Here is a 15,342-nt window from a genome sequence, read left to right on the forward strand (position 1 = left end):
TGCTGCTTCAGTCGCTGAATCTAGCTCTTGTTTAAATTGATTGGAAGGAAAGCCTAAGATAACCAGACCTTGTGTCTGATAAGCTTGGTAAAGTTCTTCTAATTGTTTAAATTGAGGTGCTAGACCGCATTTTGTTGCAGTGTTAACAATGATTATCGGTTTGCCTGCATATTTTTTCAATGAATAGACAGTGCCGTCTTCTAAAGTAGTTTCAAAATTATAAATAGACATAAAGTTTTCTCCTTTCTATTTTATATAATAAAAAGAGCGCTAAACTGAAAACTAGCTATTTGTTTTCCCGTTTAGAACTCTTTTCAGACAATAAATATTTAATAAAATACGAAGATAAGATAGCTATATTGCTTCTCATCTTTACGTTCTTTTAGAAACTATGCTTCTACTTCAGACCATTCATCGCGTTTTGCTAAAAATTCACGAGCCAAAGCTTGTGCACCTTCTAGTGTATGGCTGGCAGCCCAGCCACATTGTGTTTCATTGCTTGCAGGTACTTCAGTAGCTTCAAGAACATCTTTCATTGTTGCTTCAAGAACATCTAAAATGTCTTCGTAGCTTTCATGATTCAATACAGTCAAGTAAAAGCCTGTTTGGCATCCCATTGGAGACCAGTCTACGATGTAATCTGCGTGATTGCGGATTAGTTCGGCAGTCAAGTGCTCAAGTGAATGTAGACTTGGCATGTCCATGTGTTCTTTATTTGGTTGTTTAAAGCGGACGTCGTATTTAATGATGACATCGCCATGCGCACCCGTTTTTCGATCAGCTACACGTACATAAGGTGCTTTGACTTTTGTATGGTCAAGATTAAAACTTTCGACATTCATTCTCATTTGTAAGACTCCTATCTGTTTGTTCATTCGTTTTGATGCTTTTCACTAAAGAATTATTTAGTGAAATTTACAAAAACGTCTTTCTACTTGATTCTAACACTTATCGTTTCCAAGGTGTAGCAATCTGAAATATTTTTTAGATTTTTCTGCTAAGTCGTTTATTGGGACTTCTAGTTCTTGATTCTGTCAAATGCCTGAGCTAAATCGTTTATGAGATCCTGACCATACTCAATTCCTACAGAAAGACGGATCAAGCCGTCCTTTATGCCAGCCTCTTCTCGTTTTTCTTTTGGAATAGACGCATGAGTCATGACAGAAGGAATTTCCACTAAACTTTCTACGCCACCTAAACTTTCTGCTAAAGTAAATAGTTGGAGTGATTCAACAAATGGAATAGCAGTTTCTTCATTTTTTAAAGTAAAAGAAATCATTCCGCTAAAGCCGCTCATCTGCTGCTTAGCAACTCCATGGAGTTCATGATGGGGTAATCCTGGATAGTAGACCTTTTCTACTGCTGGATGAGAAAATAGAAAATCAGCTACCACAAAAGCATTTTTTTGATGTTCCTCCATACGAACACTTAGTGTCTTGATTCCGCGCTGAAGTAACCAGCTATCTTGGGGACCAAGTACGGCTCCGATAGCATTTTGGTAAAATCCGATCTGATCGGCTAGATCTTTATGGTTAGAAGTCACTAAACCAGCTACTACATCGCTGTGTCCGCCTAGATATTTGGTACCGCTATGGACAACGATATCAGAACCGAGATCTAAAGGTCTTTGAAAATAAGGAGTAGCAAATGTATTGTCAGCAATAACTATCAATCCATGTTGATGAGCCAGAGTGGCACTTTTTTCTAAATCAGTAATCTTTAGAAGCGGATTGCTAGGTGTTTCAAGATAAAGTGCTTTTGTATTGGGTTTGATGGATTGTTCTATTTTATCAAGATTACTCGTATCTATGATCGTGTACTCGAGACCATTTTTAGTAAGAACTTTGTCAAATAGACGGAATGTTCCTCCATAGACATCATCTCCTAATAAGATATGATCGCCAGCTTGAAAAAGAGAAAAAACGGCATGAATCCCAGAAAGACCAGAAGAAAAAGCGAATCCTCGAACACCGCCTTCCAAATCAGCAATCAGTTCTTCCAATGCAAAACGAGTAGGATTACCAGATCTCGAATATTCATATTGCTTAGGCTGGCCGACGCCATCTTGCCGATAAGTGGATGTTTGATAAATAGGTACACTGACAGCTCCTGTTGTGGGATCTTCACTGATGCCTCCGTGGATCAATTTTGTTTGAATGTGCATGTTTCTTTCCTCCTATAAGTAAATGTTTTTTGATAAATAGCGGTCTGCTGCGTCTGGAAAAATCGTAACGACACGATGACCAGGTGGTAAACGACGAATTTCTCTTAATGCTGCTGCAAAAGCCGCACCACTCGAACTTCCAACTAATAGTCCTTGTTCTCGTGCTAACTGCCTAGTATAGTTAAACCCTTCTACATCAGAGATTGTCTCGATCTGATTGATTGAAAGGGGAGAAAGAAACGGCGGAATGAATTCTACACCGATACCCTCAATTTCGTGAGGGGCTGGATCACCACCATTTAACACAGAGCCCTCTGGTTCTACACCGATTATTCGAATGTCGGGATATTTTTCTTTCAAAAAGGTAGAAGTTCCAGCAAAGGTTCCACCACTCCCAATTCCTGCTACAAAACTATGGATATTTTCTTTGATTTCATGAAAGATTTCTGGCCCTAACGTATGATAGTAAGCAGCAGGATTATCTTTATTTTCAAATTGAAGAGGCAGATAGCTGTTTGATATCTCCTCTGCAAGTTTTTTACTTTTGCTGATGGCACCGATGATTCCTTGCTCACTAGGAGAATGGATGATCTTTGCTCCCAATGCTTTCATCAATTGTTGTTTTTCTAAGCTAAACTTCTCTGGAACAACAAAAACCGTTCTTAATTTGTATGTGAGTGCGGCCAGAGCGATCCCAATTCCTGTATTTCCGGCAGTTGGTTCGATGATCGTCGTTTTTTCATTGATTTTTCCTTGGGCAAATCCTTCTTTGATCAAATAACTGCCCAATCTATCTTTGATACTTCCTCCAGGATTTAAATATTCTAGTTTTGCATAAATAGCAGAACCTTTAGGCATAGAATAGTGCTGATTGTCAAAGCGATAAAGCGGTGTGGAACCAATAGCTTCTGTAATTGTCGAGATAATCATATGGGCCTCCTAAAAAAAGATAATAAAAAAAGGAGCTGACTATTAAATCAGCTCCTTGAAAGACATAGAGAAAAATTGAGTAGATAAAAAGATAAGTTACCTGGTACTCATTCTATGAAGGGCAATTAATAGACATGACAAATAGTATGCTGCTTTTATGCACCATACAACAGCAACGATTCAATTGTTTTTGGTTGCTGACTGTCATGTGTATCCCTCCAAGTAAAATTTTTATTAACGATAGCATGAAAAAAAATAAAAGTCAAAGGATTGAAAGAAAAAAATATTTCGATAGCATCGTTTACCCGTGTTTATTTTTCTGACAAATAGGCATGAGACCTTAAAAGATAGAGAATACTCTAGTTTTCTGGCCGGTTGTCTGATACAATAAAGTTGATTATGATAAAGAAAAGAAGGAGCAAAAATAATGATCTCAGCAAGTGATTTAAGAGCCGGTATGACTTTCGTACAAGACGGCAAACTGATTAAAGTTCTGGATGCAAGCCACCATAAACCTGGTAAAGGAAATACAGTTATGCGTATGAAACTGAAAGATGTCCGTTCAGGTGCAACATACGACACAACGTTCAGACCAGAAGAAAAATTTGAAAAAGCACATATCGACACAAAACCTGTACAATATTTGTACACGATGGATGATACAGCTTTCTTCATGGATTTGGAAACATATGAGCAATATGAAATTCCTGTAGAAACAGTAGAAGAAGAAATGAAATATATCCTAGAAAACATGGAAGTAAAAATCCAATTCTTCGGTAGCGAAGTCATCGGCGTTCAATTACCAACAACTGTCGTATTACGTGTTGTGGAAACACAACCTTCCATCAAAGGTGCAACAGTCACTGGTTCAGGTAAACCAGCGACAATGGAAACTGGCTTAGTAGTCAATGTTCCTGACTTCATCGAAACAGATGAATTGTTGGAAATCAATACAGCAGAAGGTTCTTATGTAAAACGTGCGTCAAAATAATTCGCTAACGGATTGATAAGAATTTGAAAACAGAGCTTGACCTCTTGAAAGGCAGATCATCGGATCTGCCTTTCAAGAGGTTTTTTGCGGAATCAGCAAATTGAAAAATAAAAAAGTATTTGATTTTATTTATATTTTGAAAGATGAATGGCAAAAGCTAGAGAGAGAAGAAACTGCACTTATTTATGAAGAAATTGAAATGATTCATAAAATTGAAAATATCCGAACTATTCCGAACTATATTGAAGCGAAAATATTTTTTCATCACTAAATAGTGTTGAATTTATGTTTTTGTGTATAAATAGCTTCTAATAGTTCGGGTATTTTGTTTTTATAACCATTTTTATTCTTATTTTTAAAAAAATATTTCGAAATATACTAGACAATTCAGAAAATTTTGTTTAATATTATTCCAATAAAATTCAAATCTTTATCAAATGAAATTCCAATAAAAACGGAAAAAAAGTGAAAAGAGGAATGAAAAAATGACAGAATTGATAATTGGCGGAGTCACAGCAAGCACATTGGCAGAAAAGTATAAGACACCTCTGTATGTGTATGATGAAGAAAAGATGAGACAAACGATGCTGTCATTCAAGCGAGGCTTTGTATCGAAACGTTTTGATACAAAAGTACTTTACGCCTCTAAAGCATTCCAAACGATTGAGATGCTGCATTTAGTTCGTGAATATGGATTCGGGCTAGATGTTGTCAGTGGTGGGGAAATCTATACCGCTTTGCAAGCTGATTTCCCTAGAGATACTATCTACTTCCATGGTAACAACAAGACGCCAGAGGAACTGATCTATGCACTTGAAAATGATTTGTTGCATATTGTTGCCGATAATTTGATGGAAGTTGAATTATTAGCAGAATTAAGCCAACGCTATTTAAAAAAAATCTGTATCATGCTTCGGTTGAATGTCGGAGTAGAAGCACATACTCATGAATATATCGTCACTGCGCATATTGATTCAAAATTCGGCATGAGCTATGAAAGTAAAGAGTGCCAACAAGCCCTTCAGTTGATAAAAGAAAGCAGCTATCTAGAGTTAGAAGGATTTCATGCTCATATCGGGTCACAAATTTTTGATGTTACTGCTTGGTTAGCTGAAATCGACAAATTGACGAATTACTTAACCGATTTTGACCAACCTCTTTCCTTGAATCTTGGCGGAGGGTTTGGGATTCGTTATACACAAAATGATCAGCCAATCCCAGTCGAAGAGGCACTAAAAAAACTGATTGAATATACGGAAGAAGCTTTGGAAAAACGAAAACTGACCATTCGTCAATTACTGATTGAACCGGGTAGAAGTATTGTTGGAGAAGCTGGTACAACACTATACACGATTGGTTTCATCAAAAAGACACCACATAAAAAATATTACTTTGTAGATGGCGGGATGACAGATAATATCCGTCCAGCTCTGTATCAGGCAGAATACGATTGTGATTTAGCAGCAAAACTGTCGGAAGAAAAAACAGAGAAAGTGACGATTGCAGGAAAAATGTGTGAATCAGGCGATGTGGTAATTAAAGAAGCTTATTTGCCGAAAGCAGAATCGGGTGATCTTTTAGCTGTTTATTCCACGGGAGCTTATGGATACTCGATGAGCAGCAACTACAATCGAGCGACACGACCAGCAGTTGTTTTTGTCAATAATGGCCAATCAAGACTGATTGTTCGCAGACAAGCATTTTCTGATCTACTAAGGGGGGAAGTTTCCTATGATCCTTCATAAATATAATGGCTGCGGAAATGATTTTATCTTATTAGATTACGCAGAAGACACAGATTATAGTCAATTAGCCGCTTCTTTATGCACAAAAGAAAAATATGATACAGACGGATTGATCGCCGTAAAAATCGATCCGTTGGAAATGATCTATTACAACAAAGATGGCAGCCGCGCGCCGATGTGCGGAAATGGCATTCGCTGTTTTGCTCGATACGTAAATGATCAGAACATGATGAATGAACAGGAATTCAACGTAGAGACATTAGCAGGCACAAGAAAAATTACGGTGTTGGATCCCTCACCTTTTTATTGCAGCGTAGATATGGGAGTGCCAGATGATTCTCCGGAAAAAATCAAAGCTAATCAAACTTATCCAATAAAAAACCAGGAAATAGAGATCAATGGTGAAAAAGTAACGATCACTAGTTTATTTTTAGGAACGATTCATACCGTTGTTTTTGTTGAAAATGCGCGTGAGGAAGTCTGGAGAAAAAGAGGTGAACTGATCTGTCATCATCCTTTGTTCAAAGAAAAAACCAATGTCAACTTTGTAGAAGTAGTCAATGAACAAGAATTGATCGTCCGTACCTATGAAAGAGGAGTAGGTTGGACACTTGCTTGCGGTACAGGTTGCTGTGCCTCTTATGTGGTTGCTAAGGAAACTGGGAAAATTTCAGCAGATCAGGTAGTTGTTCACTTGGAACAAGGAGACTTGATGATTTCTGGTGAGGATGCGATACAAATGGCTGGCCCAGCAGTTCATGAATGGACAAGAATATTGGAGGAATGAAGATGATAAAAGGTTCGATCGTGGCGCTGATCACGCCGATGAATGAAGAGGGATCAGTAGATTATGCTGGTTTGGAAAAATTGATCCAATTCCATTTAGATGAACAAACAGACGGATTATTAGTTTTAGGTACAACAGGAGAATCTTCTACGCTCACACAATCTGAGGAGGAGCAGATCCTTCAACTGACAGTAAAGAAAGTGGCTGGCCGTGTGCCGGTGATTGCAGGAGCTGGAACGAATAATACGAAAGAAACGATTGAAAAAGCGAAGCATTTTGCTTCTTTGGGGGCAGACGCACTTTTGGTCATCACCCCTTACTACAACAAAACAAGTGATGCAGGACTAGCTGCTCATTTTACAGCAATTGCAGAAGCCTCACCGATTCCGCTTATTTTGTATAATGTTCCTTCTAGAACAGGCATGTCGATTCCAATCCATGTATTAGTAAATTTAGCAGAACATCCTAATATCATTGGTTTGAAAGAAGCCTCAGGAGATATGGCTTATGTGATGGATGCCGCTCGGTTGATTGGAAAAGAATTCTTCCTTTACAGTGGAAATGATGATTTGATCCTACCAGTAATGAGTGTAGGAGGAAGCGGTGTAATAAGTGTATGGGCGAATATCCAACCTAAAATAGTCCATGAATTAGTAAAAGATACGCAGGACGGAAGATGGCAGCAAGCAAAAGAAGAGCAATTAAATGCACTTGAACTGATCCATGCCTTGTTCAGTGAGACCAATCCTATTCCTGTCAAAGCAGCCATGTCATTATTAGACTTACCTTCCGGACCTCTACGCCTGCCTTTAGTTTCTCTTTCAAAAGAGAAAAAGAAACAATTAGCTCAGCTTTTGTTAAAAGAAAGGACGGTTGAAAAATGAAAATCGGACTGATTGGCAGTGGACAGATGGGAAATAGAGTCGAAGAAGTTGCACAAGAAAGAGGAGATACGGTCCTTCTTTTACGGACGGCACCTAAAGAAGCAACTACGCTTGCTTTTCCGGAACTGCCAGAACTGCTTATTGATTTTTCTCATCCAGATAATTTAGAGAAAATCCTTTCGTATAGCTTATCATATCAACTTCCGTTAGTCATTGGCACGACAGGTTATACACAATCACAGTTCCAAGAAATAAAAGAACATGCCAAACATGTACCTGTGATGTATAGTGCTAATTTTTCGTTCGGCATCATGGTGATGAATCAACTAATCAAGCAAGCAGCTGCAATGTTGCAAGGCTGGCAGATCGAACTGATTGAAAAACATCATAGTCGTAAAAAAGATGCACCATCTGGTACTGCAAATATGCTGCTTCAAACAATCCAAGAAGTGCAAAAGCTGCAGCCCGTATACAACTGGCAAGGGAAAAAAAGAGAAGAAAACCAAATTGGTGTACACAGTATTCGTGCAGGTTCTTTACCTGGTGAACATGATGTATTGTTTGCTGCTACTGATGAAATATTTACGATCAAACATGAATCTTTTTCTAATCGAATCTTTGCTGCAGGCGCAGTAGAAGCAGCGGACTGGTTGAAAGATCAGTCACCAGGTTATTACAAATTAGAAGATTTATTAATGGACAAAGGGGTGTAAAAAACGTGGAAGCTCAAGAAATCATCCGCTACATTCAAACGGCATCTAAAAAGACGCCTGTGAAAGTCTATCTGAATGTAACCGAGCCAATCGAATTTAAAGAAAGTAAAGTTTTTGGTGAAGGAAGCAGCTTCGTTGTTTTTGGTGACTATGAGACGATTGCTCCGGTTTTAGAAGCTGAATCAGAAAAAATCATTGAAATCGAAATCGAAACTGCTGCAAGATACAGCGCAGTTCCTTTGCTAGATATTAAAAAAATTAATGCTCGTATCGAACCAGGTGCTATTATCAGAGATCAAGTGTCAATCGGCAACAATGCCGTGATCATGATGGGAGCGATTATCAATATTGGTGCAGTAATCGGTGAAAACACGATGATTGATATGGGTGCTGTCTTAGGTGGACGAGCGACAGTGGGCAAAAACTGCCATATTGGTGCAGGAGCTGTCTTAGCAGGTGTGATCGAACCAGCATCGGCCAAACCGGTTATCGTAGAAGACGGCGTACTGGTAGGTGCGAATGCAGTGATTGTTGAAGGTGTCCATATCGGAAAAGATGCAGTCGTGGCAGCAGGAGCAGTGGTTTTAGAAGATGTGGCAGCAGGCACTGTTGTCGGTGGAATACCTGCACGTGTATTAAAAATAAGTGATGATCAGACAAAAGAAAATACAGCATTGATTGCTGCGTTACGCGAATTATAGAGGAGATGGAGAAAAATGCGCGAAATAGATACCTGTATTGTGGGGGCAACCGGATTAGTCGGCCAAACGATGCTCAAAGTGTTAGAAGAATATGATTTTCCAGTAGGACGATTGAAATTATTAGCTTCAAAACGTTCAGCCGGTAAAGTTTGTGTATTCAAGAAAAAGAAACACACTGTACAGGAATTGACAGAAACTTCATTTGAAGGATATGATTTAGCGCTATTTTCTGCAGGTGCTTCTGTATCCAAAGAGTTTGCGCCAATCGCACGAAGTCAGGGACTATTTGTCATAGATAATTCCTCAGCATGGCGGGAAGATTCGGATATTCCATTAATCGTTCCAGAGGTCAATCTGAAAGACTATACATTGAATCGGCTGATTGCAAATCCAAATTGTTCAACCATTCAAGCGGTACTTCCGCTTAAAGCTTTACAAGAAGCCTTTGGTATCCAGCGAGTCAATTATTCGACCTATCAAGCAGTTTCTGGTTCCGGGCAAAAAGGCATTGAAGATCTTCATCGTACGCAAAATGACGAGGAACCAGTTTTGTATCCTTATAATATTAGCCAAACGGTGATTCCGGAAATCGATCAGCCTTTGGAAAATGGGTATACAAAAGAAGAACAGAAAATGATAAATGAGACCCGTAAGATTCTGCATCAGCCTGCTTTGCCAGTATCAGCAACCTGCGTACGTGTGCCAATCGAAAATGGACATGGAGTCTCTGTGGCAGTTCAACTGCAAAAAGAGTTTACGACGGAAAAAATTAGAGAGTGTCTCAGCCAGTTTCCAGGGATTCAATTAGAAGATGATCTAGCAGCACATAAATATCCGACGAGCATTCTTGCTAGAGGAACAGATATGGTTTATGTTGGGAGGATCAGAAAAGACACTTCTTTAGAGAACGGATTGTTGTTCTATACGACTGCCGATAACATACGCAAAGGAGCCGCTGCGAATGCCGTACAGATTGCTGCAGCTTTAATGCAGAAAATAGCGGAGGTGGCAAGATGAGTAATACGCTGAAAGTAGCGAAATTCGGCGGAACATCGATGTCTCATGAAGAGCAATTCAAAAAAGTCCGTACAATTGTTCTTTCAGATCCCAATCGCCAAGTGATCGTTGTTTCTGCTTTAGGCAAACGTACGTCAGATGATGACAAAGTAACAGACTTACTTTATTTGATTTATGCTTACCTTCAGCATCATGTTGATTGGACACCCCTTTGGAAAAGGATTTGTGATCGTTTCATTCAAGTAAGAGATGTTCTTGCCCTGCAGTTACCTATTGAAGATGAACTAGCACGCATACAGAAACAACTGGAAGACGAAAAGATAACTGAAGATTATTTAGTAAGTAGAGGTGAATATCTGACTGCTCAACTGATGGCTGAGTATCTTGGTTACCAGTTTATTGACGCAAAAGACCTGATTTTCTTTGACTATGATGGGAAAATCGATCAGGAAAAAACAGCACAGGAAATCACAAAAGCATTTAAAAGATATCCGAAAATGGTTGTTCCAGGGTTTTACGGGGCGAACCCTGCAGGAAAAGAAAAATTATTGGGCCGTGGGGGAAGCGACATTACCGGCGCGATACTGGCGAAGATGTTGCAAGCGGAAAGTTATGAGAATTGGACGGATGTTTCAGGAATCATGATGGCTGATCCGCGAATCATCGATCATCCTAAAATCATCGAGGAAATCTCTTTTAGAGAACTGAGAGAGATGGCTTATATGGGGGCTAACGTTCTTCATGAAGCAGCTGTTTTCCCAGTTCAAGAGGCTGATATCCCCATCCAAATAAAAAATACCAATGATCCTTTCGCTCAAGGGACAAAAATATCGAATCACGAAATAGAAAAGGAAAATGGACTGACAGGAATAGCTGGACGCAAGGATTTTCTTTCCATCACTTTATTCAAACGTCATATGTCCGATGAAATCGGGTTTATCTGGAAAGCAATGAGCATTTTTGCTAAACATGAGATATCAATCGAACATATTCCTTCAGGGATCGACAATATCGGAGTGATCGTCTCAGCAGAAGCGATTGCCGATAAATTATTTCTCATCACGAAAGAATTAAAAGAAACACTTGGCGTGGAAGAAATCGTCGTGATTGAAGACTTAGCTTTGATCTCTGTCGTTGGCGGACCGCATAAAGAATTGATCGGTTTATCTGGAAAAGTGTTATCGATATTGAACAAATTAGAAATTCGCACATCGATCTTATCACAAGGAGCACAGGAGTTGAATCTGATCATCGGTGTACCGAATAATCAATATGAAACAGTAGTGAAGGGTATCTATGAAGGGATGGTGAATACGGATGCTGAAAGAATATCGAATGGCACTCCATCAAATTCCTGAAATCGGATTTCATGAATTCAAGACAAAAAAATATTTATATGAACAAGTAAAAAACAGCGGGGCCGTTATCCATGAAATCGGCGAAACAGGACTACTCCTTTATTTTGATAATCAACAAGAAGAAACGATTGCTTTTCGAACAGATATCGATGCACTGCCAGTCAAAGAAGAAACGAATCTCTCTTTTGCTTCTAAGCATGAAGGGTATATGCATGCATGTGGTCATGACGGACATATGGCGATGCTTTTAGGGTTGACTGACTTTATAACTAAACACATTGAGGATCTTATTTATAATGTAGTACTGATCTATCAGCCATCAGAAGAAATTTCCGGTGGCGCACAAAGCGTTATTCAGTCAGGATTGTTGGATAAATATGAAGTACAAGCAATATTTGGCTTTCATCTATGGCCTGGACTAGCTAAGGGAGAAGTTTTCTCTCGACCAGGACCTTTGATGGCACAAAGCAGTGAAACAGACATTATCATTAAAGGCCAGTCTGCACATATTGCTTCTAGTGAAAAAGGAATCGATAGTCTGGAGGCAGCTGTACGATTTTTGAAGAATGTTTATGATTTTGACCGGCAATTACCGGCAGAGTGGAATCATCTAATGAAATTTGGCCAAATCCAAGGTGGAACGATCCGAAATGTTTTAGCTGGAGAAGTTATTGTATCCGGAAGTATCCGTTCTTACAGTTCAGATATGCAAAATTATTTGAAGAGGGGATTAGACCATTTAGCAGAACAGTTTCACTCTACAGCTACTATTTCTTTTCACTATAATGACGGCTATCCAGCTGTAATCAACCATAGAGGCTTATATGCAGCACTGCTAGATTCAAACAAACTACATGAATTAGATGCTCCAGTTCTTCAAGCCGAAGATTTTGGCATATATACGCAACAATATCCATGTGTATTTTTCTTTTTAGGTGTCGGTGATACCCCTGCTTTACATGATCCGACGTTCGATTTTGATATGGATGTTTTAGAAAATGGTGTAGAATGGTACAAAACGATTCTTTTTACAGAAAATCTTCTTGTAAAAATCGATAGCAGTTCAAAAGAGGAGCGAGTAAATAATGATGAATTTATCCAATCGATTTAGTCCCAGGCTTTCTAGAATAGAAGTATCAAAAATACGACAATTCGATCAGCAAATATCTTCGATACCAGATGTGATCAAACTCACCCTGGGAGAACCGGGTTTTCCAACTCCCGAGCATGTCAAACAAGCCGGAATAGCAGCGATTGAAGAAGACTTTTCTCACTATACCGGAATGAGAGGACTGGAGGAACTGCGGGAAGCTGCTTGTATGTTTCAGCAGCAGCGTTATGGACTAACTTATGATCCGCAAACGGAAGTTTTGACGACGGTTGGTGCAACGGAAGCGATTGCCTCTGCATTGTTATCTGTTTTGGAAGAAGGAGACAAGGTTCTTATTCCAGCGCCTGCTTATTCAGGATATCAGCCATTAGTGGAACTAGCTGGTGCTGAATTGATCCCGATAGATACTTCTGACACAGGGTTTGTCTGTCAGCCGGAACAATTTGAACGAGCATTTGAACAATATGGATCAGCTGTCAAAGCAGTCATTTTAAACTATCCTAACAATCCTACTGGGACGACATTGTCTGCAAAACAATTGAAAGCAATCGCTGAGGTTTTAAAAAAATATCCGGTATTTGTTATAAGTGATGAAGTATATGCTGAATTGACTTATAGTGGAACGCATATGTCCATAGCTACTTATCTTCCAGAACAAACAATCGTGATAAGCGGGTTATCCAAGTCACATGCGATGACTGGTTGGCGAGTGGGCTTTATTTTTGCTCAAAAAGCCCTTATTGACGAACTAATTAAAGTCCATCAATATCTGGTGACTGCCGCTACAACGATGGCGCAAAAAGCTGCGGCTGAAGCGCTAATAAATGGGGTGAAAGATAGCGAGAATATGAAAGAGCAATATCAAACACGAAGAGACTATCTGGTCCAGCAATTGGCGCCTTTAGGATTTGAAGTGACCCAGCCAAACGGTGCATTTTACTTGTTTTGCAAACTCCCAGCTGTCATTCAAACTGACTCTTGGCAGTTTTGTGTAGAATTAGCGGAACAGGCAAAAGTTGCGTGTATCCCAGGAATTGCATTTGGCCCAGAAGGAGAAGGTTATATCCGGATTTCTTATGCTAGCAGCATGGAAAAATTACATGAGGCCTGCAAACGGATCAAAGACTTTTTAACAGAACAGTGATTCATAGATTTTATCAAAAAAAACAATCGTTAATTTTGCGGTATATTCTGCAAGGAGACGATTGTTTTTTAAATTTAGTTCAAATGAACGCGTTTCTTTTGATTCATAACTAATGTAATGTTAAGTTTAAATTGTTTAGAATGATTTTAAAAGAATATTCAAGGAGGTTTCATCAATGGAAAAAATCAAAGTTGTCATTGTAGGTGCATCTCATGGAGGGCATCAATCGATCTTGGAACTATTGACACGATACGGTGAAAATGTAGATATCACGCTATTTGAAGCAGGAGACTATATTTCCTTCATGTCATGTGGTATGGAGCTGTATTTAGAAGACAAGGTAACAGATGTAAATGATGTACGTAATTTCAGACCAGAAAACTTTCCGCAATCCAATGTTCATATTTTAAATAATCACGAAGTAAAAACGATCGATGCCGATAAAAAAACAGTAACGGTTACTAGCGCATCAGATAACGAAACAAAAGAATATCCTTATGACAAATTGATTTTGAGTTCTGGTGTCAAACCAAACAATCTGCCAGTACCAGGAGCAGATCTAGAAAATGTCTACTTGATGCGTGGATACAATTGGGCAACCAAAATCAAAGAAAAATTAAATGATCCGGCTATTAAAAAAATCGCTGTCGTAGGTGCGGGTTACATTGGGATCGAAGCAGCAGAAGCAAGCCGAAAAGCTGGGAAAGAAGTCGTATTGCTTGATGTGATCGATAGACCTTTAGGCACTTATTTAGATGCTGAGATGACAGATATTTTAGAACAACACCTAAATGAAAACGGTATTGAAGTTTTGACAAATGCAAAAATCGAAGCTTTTACTGGTAACGGAAAAGTTGAGGCAATCAAAACAAGTGAAAAAGAAATCCCAGCAGATCTAGTCATTCAAGCTGCCGGTGTGAAGGCAAATACAGAATGGTTAAAAGGGATCGTCGACTTAGATGAACGTGGCTGGATCCAAACAAATGAATACTTGCAAACGAATCTTCCAGATGTGTATGCAGTAGGAGATGCTACACTTGCTTATTCTATCCCAGCACGCAAAAAAATGCCGATCGCTTTAGCGACTGTTGCACGTAGAGAAGCACGTTATGTAGTAAAACATCTTTTTGAAGAAGTACCAAACAAACCGTTCGGCGGAGTCGTAGGTTCCTCTGCATTAAGTGTCTTTGACTATCATTTTGCAGCAAGCGGATTGAATAGCTTTACAGCAGCAAAAGCAGGAGTAGATGTACGAGTGTCTTATTATGAAGATACGTTAAGACCAAAATATGTACCAGAAGAACAAGGAAATCCAAAAGTGTCCATCCAATTATTCTCGGATCCAATGACCCATCAATTGCTAGGAGGAGCAGTATTATCTACCTATGATGTTACAGGTCAAGGAAATGTATTGGCACTAGCGATCCAAAACAAACTGACTTTAGAAGAACTAGCAGAAGCTGACTTCTTCTTCCAGCCAGGCTTTGACCGACAATGGAGCATGTTGAATCTAGCCGCTCAACAAGCGTTAGGAGAAGAACCATTTGTAGAATAAGAAAACGAAATATTTGAAAAGAGGTTGTGAAAAAGCTGCCTTGCATCAAGTAATAAGAACAGCCAAGTAAAAACAGCTTCTTATGTTTTTAACTTGGCTGGACTTATTACCGCAGATGCAAGCTTTTGAACACCGTTTATTTTCAAAAAAGGGACTGTGACACGATTTGTGTACCGACCCCCAAAAGTTAGACCAAAAAATCTAACTTTTGGAGGTCGGTATTTTTTATGGTTAAATATACT

16 protein-coding genes (1 of these 16 only partly in view) are annotated in these 15,342 nt (G+C 39.1%); 12 read left to right on the forward strand and 4 right to left on the reverse strand.

Annotation, left to right across the window (positions count from 1 at the left end; translation table 11 throughout):
• The 4 genes from IGL15_RS02170 to IGL15_RS02185 all read right to left on the reverse strand — a co-directional run.
• A protein-coding gene (locus IGL15_RS02170; protein WP_104765580.1) for a glutathione peroxidase crosses the window boundary here: on the reverse strand, positions 1 to 231 show its 5' end (the start). 240 nt of this gene lie to the left of the window's left edge; the window shows 231 of its 471 coding nt (coding positions 1-231); the start codon lies at positions 229 to 231; the stop codon falls past the left edge of the window.
• Positions 232 to 389: 158 nt separating this feature from the next.
• Positions 390 to 848 carry an S-ribosylhomocysteine lyase gene (locus IGL15_RS02175; RefSeq protein WP_002289439.1) on the reverse strand — a complete coding sequence of 153 codons (459 nt, stop codon included), beginning with the start codon at positions 846 to 848 and terminating at the stop codon, positions 390 to 392.
• A 170-nt stretch (positions 849 to 1,018) separates the two neighbouring features.
• A complete protein-coding gene (locus tag IGL15_RS02180) occupies positions 1,019 to 2,164 on the reverse strand; it encodes a cystathionine gamma-synthase (RefSeq protein ID WP_002301236.1) in 1,146 nt (381 codons plus the stop codon).
• Positions 2,165 to 2,176: 12 nt separating this feature from the next.
• Positions 2,177 to 3,094: a PLP-dependent cysteine synthase family protein gene (locus IGL15_RS02185; RefSeq protein ID WP_002289436.1), complete on the reverse strand. Its 918-nt coding sequence runs from the start codon at positions 3,092 to 3,094 to the stop codon at positions 2,177 to 2,179.
• Positions 3,095 to 3,521: 427 nt separating this feature from the next.
• Between IGL15_RS02185 and efp the strand changes: the two genes are divergently transcribed.
• The 12 genes from efp (at position 3,522) to IGL15_RS02245 (ending at position 15,100) form a co-directional block, all read left to right on the forward strand.
• Positions 3,522 to 4,085, forward strand: coding sequence for an elongation factor P (gene efp, locus IGL15_RS02190; protein WP_002289434.1), 564 nt, complete (start codon positions 3,522 to 3,524; stop codon positions 4,083 to 4,085).
• A gap of 100 nt (positions 4,086 to 4,185) precedes the next feature.
• On the forward strand, positions 4,186 to 4,356 hold the full coding sequence (locus tag IGL15_RS02195; RefSeq protein ID WP_002301233.1) for a hypothetical protein: 171 nt from the start codon (positions 4,186 to 4,188) through the stop codon (positions 4,354 to 4,356).
• 214 nt (positions 4,357 to 4,570) lie between these two features.
• Positions 4,571 to 5,830 carry a diaminopimelate decarboxylase gene (gene lysA / locus IGL15_RS02200; RefSeq protein ID WP_002286883.1) on the forward strand — a complete coding sequence of 420 codons (1,260 nt, stop codon included), beginning with the start codon at positions 4,571 to 4,573 and terminating at the stop codon, positions 5,828 to 5,830.
• Positions 5,817 to 6,617 carry a diaminopimelate epimerase gene (gene dapF / locus IGL15_RS02205; protein WP_002294349.1) on the forward strand — a complete coding sequence of 267 codons (801 nt, stop codon included), beginning with the start codon at positions 5,817 to 5,819 and terminating at the stop codon, positions 6,615 to 6,617. The genes lysA and dapF overlap by 14 nt, the downstream gene beginning before the upstream one ends.
• A 2-nt stretch (positions 6,618 to 6,619) precedes the next feature.
• Positions 6,620 to 7,501, forward strand: coding sequence for a 4-hydroxy-tetrahydrodipicolinate synthase (dapA, locus tag IGL15_RS02210; RefSeq protein ID WP_104765579.1), 882 nt, complete (start codon positions 6,620 to 6,622; stop codon positions 7,499 to 7,501).
• Positions 7,498 to 8,214 carry a 4-hydroxy-tetrahydrodipicolinate reductase gene (gene dapB / locus IGL15_RS02215; protein WP_104765578.1) on the forward strand — a complete coding sequence of 239 codons (717 nt, stop codon included), beginning with the start codon at positions 7,498 to 7,500 and terminating at the stop codon, positions 8,212 to 8,214. The genes dapA and dapB overlap by 4 nt, the downstream gene beginning before the upstream one ends.
• Before the next feature lie 5 nt (positions 8,215 to 8,219).
• Complete coding sequence (gene dapD / locus IGL15_RS02220) at positions 8,220 to 8,915, forward strand: 2,3,4,5-tetrahydropyridine-2,6-dicarboxylate N-acetyltransferase (protein ID WP_002301230.1); 696 nt, start codon at positions 8,220 to 8,222, stop codon at positions 8,913 to 8,915.
• A 15-nt stretch (positions 8,916 to 8,930) separates the two neighbouring features.
• Positions 8,931 to 9,932, forward strand: coding sequence for an aspartate-semialdehyde dehydrogenase (locus IGL15_RS02225; protein WP_104765577.1), 1,002 nt, complete (start codon positions 8,931 to 8,933; stop codon positions 9,930 to 9,932).
• Between the two features lie 8 nt (positions 9,933 to 9,940).
• A complete protein-coding gene (locus IGL15_RS02230; RefSeq protein ID WP_002304192.1) occupies positions 9,941 to 11,290 on the forward strand; it encodes an aspartate kinase in 1,350 nt (449 codons plus the stop codon).
• Positions 11,250 to 12,401 carry a M20 family metallopeptidase gene (locus IGL15_RS02235; RefSeq protein WP_002297890.1) on the forward strand — a complete coding sequence of 384 codons (1,152 nt, stop codon included), beginning with the start codon at positions 11,250 to 11,252 and terminating at the stop codon, positions 12,399 to 12,401. The genes IGL15_RS02230 and IGL15_RS02235 overlap by 41 nt, the downstream gene beginning before the upstream one ends.
• A complete protein-coding gene (locus IGL15_RS02240) occupies positions 12,376 to 13,545 on the forward strand; it encodes a pyridoxal phosphate-dependent aminotransferase (protein WP_104765576.1) in 1,170 nt (389 codons plus the stop codon). The genes IGL15_RS02235 and IGL15_RS02240 overlap by 26 nt, the downstream gene beginning before the upstream one ends.
• Positions 13,546 to 13,720: 175 nt before the next feature.
• On the forward strand, positions 13,721 to 15,100 hold the full coding sequence (locus IGL15_RS02245) for an FAD-dependent oxidoreductase (RefSeq protein ID WP_002286868.1): 1,380 nt from the start codon (positions 13,721 to 13,723) through the stop codon (positions 15,098 to 15,100).
• Positions 15,101 to 15,342 lie beyond the last annotated feature (242 nt).

Source organism: Enterococcus sp. DIV0436a (assembly GCF_051711605.1).
GTDB classification, from domain to species: Bacteria; Bacillota; Bacilli; order Lactobacillales; family Enterococcaceae; genus Enterococcus_B; species Enterococcus_B faecium.